The 4,916-nt window shown below is 63.9% G+C and carries 4 protein-coding genes and 1 pseudogene; all 5 read right to left on the reverse strand.

Features of this window, described 5'->3' with window-relative positions; translation table 11 throughout:
* The coding region (locus tag ASF41_RS19225; RefSeq protein ID WP_162242137.1) for a mannose-1-phosphate guanylyltransferase at nt 1-849 on the reverse strand (849 nt) is incomplete at its 3' end.
* Between the two features lie 21 nt (nt 850-870).
* On the reverse strand, nt 871-1,827 hold the full coding sequence (locus ASF41_RS19230) for a GDP-mannose 4,6-dehydratase (RefSeq protein WP_056496131.1): 957 nt from the start codon (nt 1,825-1,827) through the stop codon (nt 871-873).
* Between the two features lie 13 nt (nt 1,828-1,840).
* Entirely contained in the window at nt 1,841-2,824 is a 984-nt protein-coding gene (gene gmd / locus ASF41_RS19235) for a GDP-mannose 4,6-dehydratase (protein ID WP_056496134.1), read from the reverse strand.
* Nucleotides 2,825-2,971: 147 nt separating this feature from the next.
* Nucleotides 2,972-3,910 carry an IS481 family transposase gene (locus ASF41_RS19240; protein ID WP_056496136.1) on the reverse strand — a complete coding sequence of 313 codons (939 nt, stop codon included), beginning with the start codon at nt 3,908-3,910 and terminating at the stop codon, nt 2,972-2,974.
* A 297-nt stretch (nt 3,911-4,207) separates the two neighbouring features.
* Nucleotides 4,208-4,813: pseudogene (locus ASF41_RS19245) on the reverse strand (transposase); the annotation flags it as partial.
* Nucleotides 4,814-4,916 lie beyond the last annotated feature (103 nt).

Consider the following 4,916-nt stretch of genomic DNA (forward strand, 5'->3'; position numbering starts at 1 on the left):
CGCGTCCCAGGTGCCGACATCCGACCACGCGAAAGACACCGGACGGACGCCGGCATGCCGGGTCCGCTCCATCACGGCGTAGTCGATGGAGGTCTTGGGGGCCCGGCCGAAGGCCTCCGCGTCGAGGCGCACGAAGTCGAGGTCGGTCACGGCCGCATCGAGGGCCGCCCGGGTGGCCGCCAGGATCTCCGGGGCATGGACCTCGAGCTCGGCCAGCATCACGTCGGCGCGGAACAGGAAGTAGCCCGAGTTCCAGAGGGCGCCCTCGTCGATCAGCCGCAGGGCGCCAGCGTGATCGGGCTTCTCCACGAAGCGCTCGACCGCATGGTTGCCCGCGCCCCCCACCAGGGCTGCGCCGACGCGGATGTAGCCGTAGCCGATGGCGGGCGCGGTCGGGGTGATCCCGAGGGTCATGATGGCCCCGGCCCGGGCGCCGGCCGCCGCAGCCTGGGCGGCGGCCACGAAGGCGGGGGTATCGCCGATGACGTGGTCGGCGGCCATGATCAGCACGACGCTCTCGGGGTCGCGCCGGGCCGCGTGCAGAGTGGCGACCGCCACCGCCGCGGCGGAGTCGCGCCGCTCGGGCTCGAGGATGATGTCGGCTTGGATGCCCGCCTGCTGCAATTGCTCGGCGACGATGAAGCGCGCGTCGCTGCTGGTCAGCACGGTGGGGCGAGCGAACACGCCGGTATCGACCAGGCGCTGGGCGGTGGCCTGAAAGGTCGAGGTATTGAGGTCCACGAGCGGCGTGAACTGCTTGGGCATGCTCTCGCGCGAGGCCGGCCAGAGCCGCGTGCCCGAGCCGCCACAGAGGATGATCGGGTGGATCAGGTTAGGGAATTCACTCATTGGTCTAGCTTTTCCGCGAGTCTAGCCACGCAAATTCGTACGCGCGTGAGCGAGGATATCGGAGAGGGTCCTGTCCCAATCCTCGCGTGGGGCCCACCCCGTTGCTGCCGAAAGCCGCGACGCATCGCCTGCCGCGATGGGGATTTCTGACGGACGCATCCGATGCGGCGCAACGCGGACTTCCAAGGGCACCCGCGCATGACGGCGCATGTCTTCAAGAACACTGGCGATGGTTCGTGGCTGCCCCGAAGCCACGTTGAACACGGTGCCGCTTTCGATCTCAGATCCCTGCACAATCAGTGAGGCGTAGGCTCGTACGACGTCGGAGACGGGGAGAAAGTCGCGTGCCGCGTCGAGGTTGCCCACCTCCAGCACCGGCGGAACGAGACCGGCTTCGATCCGAGCGATCTGTCCCGCGAAGGACGGCACGACGAACCGCTCGTCCTGGCCGGGTCCGATATGATTGAAGGGACGGAGCACGAGATAGCGCCCGCCCTTCATCACGTCGCCCAGGAGCGTCTCACCGAACCATTTCGAGCAGGCATAGGCACCTTGAGGCTCCGGTATCGCCTCCTCGGTCAAAGCCTGCCTCGAAAGGAAAGCGCGCCCGTAGACTTCGCCGGAGCTGACAAAGAACAGCGTCGCGTCCGGTGCAAATCGGATCACAGCTTCGGCGAGATTGAGTAGCCCGACTAGATTTACCCGCCACGTTTCACCCGGCGCATGCGCGGATTGCTGGACTGAGGCGATCGCGGCGAGATGCAAAATGTCGGTGGGTTGGTAGACCGAGATGAAGTCCGACAACGCCGACTGATCGAGCAGATCCAGCGACCGGAAGGTCGCCCCCGAGGGCAGAGCAAGCGATTTGCCTCGCCCGATGCCGACGATGCGGTCTGAGGAGTCCGCTGCCACCGCAAGTGCAGTGATGGCATGCTTGCCGACAAAGCCGCCAGCGCCGGTGACAAGGATCCGCTTCACGGGCAGACGATGATCAAGATTTCGTGCTGTGGCGTTTCAGGTCAGCCTCGACCATCTCCTGGATCATCGTCTCCAGTGTAGTCTCCGCATGCCAGCCAAAGGCAGCCTGTGCCTTGGCCGGGTTACCGAGCAGGACCTCGACCTCAGCCGGACGGAACAGCTTCTCGTCGATGATCAGGTGGTCGTCGATCGCCAGTCCGACATGCCGGAATGCGATCTCGCACATGTCGCGCACAGTCACCGTGCGCCCCGTGGCAATGACGTAATCGTCAGGAGCGTCCTGCTGCAACATCATCCACATCGCACGAACGTAATCTTTCGCATGTCCCCAGTCGCGTTTCGCATCGATGTTGCCGAGACGAAGCTCCTTGGCGAGCCCGAGCTTGATGCGTGCGACGCCATCAGTGACCTTGCGCGTGACAAACTCGACGCCACGCAACGGAGATTCGTGATTAAACAGAATCCCATTGGAGGCGTGAAGTGCGAAGCTTTCACGGTAATTGATCGTCATCCAGTGGGCATAAAGCTTGGCCACACCGTAAGGAGACCGCGGGTAGAACGGCGTCGTCTCACTCTGGACATGCTCTTGGATTAGGCCGAACATCTCTGAGGACGAGGCTTGGTAATAGCGTGCGTCCGGTTTCAGCGTGCGGACACACTCAAGCAGATTCACAGCTCCGAGACCGGTGATCTGTCCAGTCAAAAGCGGCTGCTGCCAAGACGCCGTCACGAAAGATTGAGCGGCGAGGTTGTAAACCTCATCCGGCTGTACGGCCTGCACGATGCGGGCAAGGCTCGACAGATCGAGCAGATTACCATCATGCAGCTCAACCTCATCCTGGATGCCGAGCCATTTCAGCCGGTGATCGAACACGCCCGCGTGGCTCGAGCGCCGGACGACGCCGTGAACGGCATAGCCCTTACCCAGCAGGAGTTGAGCCAGGTATGCACCATCCTGACCTGTTATTCCCGTGATCAGTGCGCGCTTGCTTGTCACATTCGACTCCAGGTTCGTTGACGTTCGTTATCGCCGGCACTGACCGTGGTGCGGTGCGATTGCCGCCGGCATCAATTGGAATGTCCCTACAGGAACACGGGGTACCCCGCCAAGGGCTGGATCGTCTCGAGCTACGCTTTGGATGCGTTAGGTGTCGTTGCCCAGAAGGTTGTTCAGCCTTTGCCAGGGTGTCTGTCGGCTGAGGGCTGAGTGGGTTCGGTTGGTGTTGTAGTGGTCGATCCAGGGGCTCATGGCCTGTGTCCGGTCGGCGGACGAGGCGTAGGGCACGGCGTAGATCCATTCACGCAGCGAGGTCTGGATGAAGCGCTCGGCCTTGCCGTTGGTGCGCGGCGTGTAGGGCCTGGTCCGGACGTGTCGCAGGCCGGCCTCGGCGAGGAGATCGCGGAAAGCATGGCTGCGGTAGGCCGAGCCGTTGTCGCTCATCACGCGCTCGACGGTGACGCCATGTCGGGTGAAGAACGCCAGCGCCTCACTCATGAAGGTGATGGCGCTCTGCTTGGTCTCGTCGGGCAGAACGGCCGTGTAGGCGAGGCGCGAGGCATCGTCGATGGCTACATGCAGGGCCTCCCAGCCGATGCCGCGCCGGCCGTCGCGCCGGTTGCCGGTGATGCGGTGACCGACGCCGTCGATCCGACCGAGCTTCTTCGTGTCGATGTGGATGAGTTCGCCCGGCCTCTCGCGCTGATAGCGGATGACCGGCGGCCGAACTTCGAGCGCGCTCAGCCGGCCGAGACCGAGACCGCGCAGGACCCTGCCGACGGTGAAGCGTGGAAGCGCGAGGCGTTCGGCGATGGCCTGACCCGTCAGCCGCGTGCGCCGCAGAGCCTCGACCTGCATGCGGATCGCGGGCGTGACACGCACCGTTGGCCGGAGGGGCGCCGAGCTTCTGTCGCGAAGGGCCCCCACGCCGCCCGTCCGAGAACGGGCCAGCCACTTGTAGGCCGAGCGCTCGCTGATGCCAGCAGACTGCGCCGCCTCGGCCACGCGCCAGCCGTCGACCAGGATCCGGTTCACCAGAAGGGCTCGACCATGAACCGTCATACGGGCATGCTGATGGGTGTTCATCCGAGGCACTCGGTCAGGGTTGGTTGGCTTCGCAACCCCAGCCTCTCACCCCCGCCTCGGGTGAACAACCTTCATAGCTTCGACAGTTAGGCCTTGAATTTTTAGGAAAAACATCGCTGACGACCTTATAAGGCATCTTTAAGGCATGTTCCACAGAGTTCAATCGCTTCACGTCAAGTCCGCCCCGTCAAATGCCAAGACCAAACCTCTAGGAGCCCGTCCGAGTAACAAGTTTACGAGATGGGATGAGCGTCGAAGTCTGGTCAGACGTGTGAGTCGGCTATGGGCTTGGTGCCCTGCCTCTGCGAGTTTAAGGAGGTCGTGGGCGGTGCAGATCATCGCCCATTCGCCCCGGACCTGATCGAAGCCCCAGAGCAGGAACTGTCGGAAGCTTCTCACCTGCTTGATCTGCTCGAACAAGGGCTCGACCACTTGCATCCTGAGGCGATAGCCGGCTGCAGCGGCCAGCCCGGTTCAGGCGCACAGCCATCGTGCTCATCAACGGCATCTTCGTCAGCCGCCGGCGGCCGGCCGCGTCCGCCTTGCCATGACGTGCCCGACCCGGAGCCAGGTAAGCGGTGATCCGCTGCTCCTCCAGGACGGCGAGGTTCGCCTCGTTGGCAAACCCGGCATTCCCTGAGACCTCGCAGGGCTTCTCGCCCGAGATCAGCGCAGAGGTCGTCGATGAGCGACACAAGGGCGCGAGCGTCGGAGGCGTTCGTCACAAGGTGATGCGCCACGATGATCTGAGTGCGCGGCATCGACCGCGATCTGCCCGTTGTAGTCCTGCATGAACCCGTCGCGGGTGGGCAGGATCCGGCTGTCCGGGTCGGTGAAGTTGTAATGCGCGCGATCGGGCGGACCGCCGTCCTCACCACGTAGGGGCCGACCCTGCCAAAGCATGCACTAGTGGTTAAGGTCTGACGGTTGAGTCCGCGTGGGGTTTCGGTTTGAGGCCTGTCCTGCGAGTCTGGCGGGATGCGCAGTGGCATCTCCTTCACGCTCT

The sequence above is a fragment of the Methylobacterium sp. Leaf111 genome, assembly GCF_001423285.1.
Classification (GTDB): domain Bacteria; phylum Pseudomonadota; class Alphaproteobacteria; order Rhizobiales; family Beijerinckiaceae; genus Methylobacterium.

What these genes read in the sequence shown, in the direction of transcription:
- ASF41_RS19240 (WP_056496136.1), bottom strand. Translation starts at nt 3,910, where the DNA reads ATGAACACCCATCAGCATGCCCGTATGACGGTTCATGGTCGAGCCCTT.